This window comes from Staphylococcus sp. TCBT05 (assembly GCF_055179755.1).
The window spans coordinates 1-265 of record NZ_JBUQDQ010000003.1; the positions used below are offsets into that span (position 1 = coordinate 1).

A 265-nucleotide genomic window follows, 5' to 3' on the forward strand; every position below is an offset into this window, starting at 1 on the left:
AAAGGCGTAGGCGATGGACAACAGGTTGATATTCCTGTACCACCTCTTTACCGTTTGAGCAATGGGGGGACGCAGGAGGATAGGGTAAGCGCGCTGTTGGATATGCGCGTCCAAGCAGTTAGGCTGCAAACGAGGCAAATCCCGTTTGCATCAGGCTGAGCTGTGACGGCGAGGGAAATTTAGTACCGAAGTTCCTGATTCCACACTGCCAAGAAAAGCCTCTAGCGAGGGAAAAGGTGCCCGTACCGCAAACCGACACAGGTAG

The 265-nt window shown here is 53.6% G+C and carries 1 rRNA gene; it reads left to right on the forward strand.

Going from position 1 to position 265, the window contains the following annotated elements:
* Window positions 1-265, forward strand: a 23S ribosomal RNA gene (locus ACY191_RS00040); the annotation flags it as partial.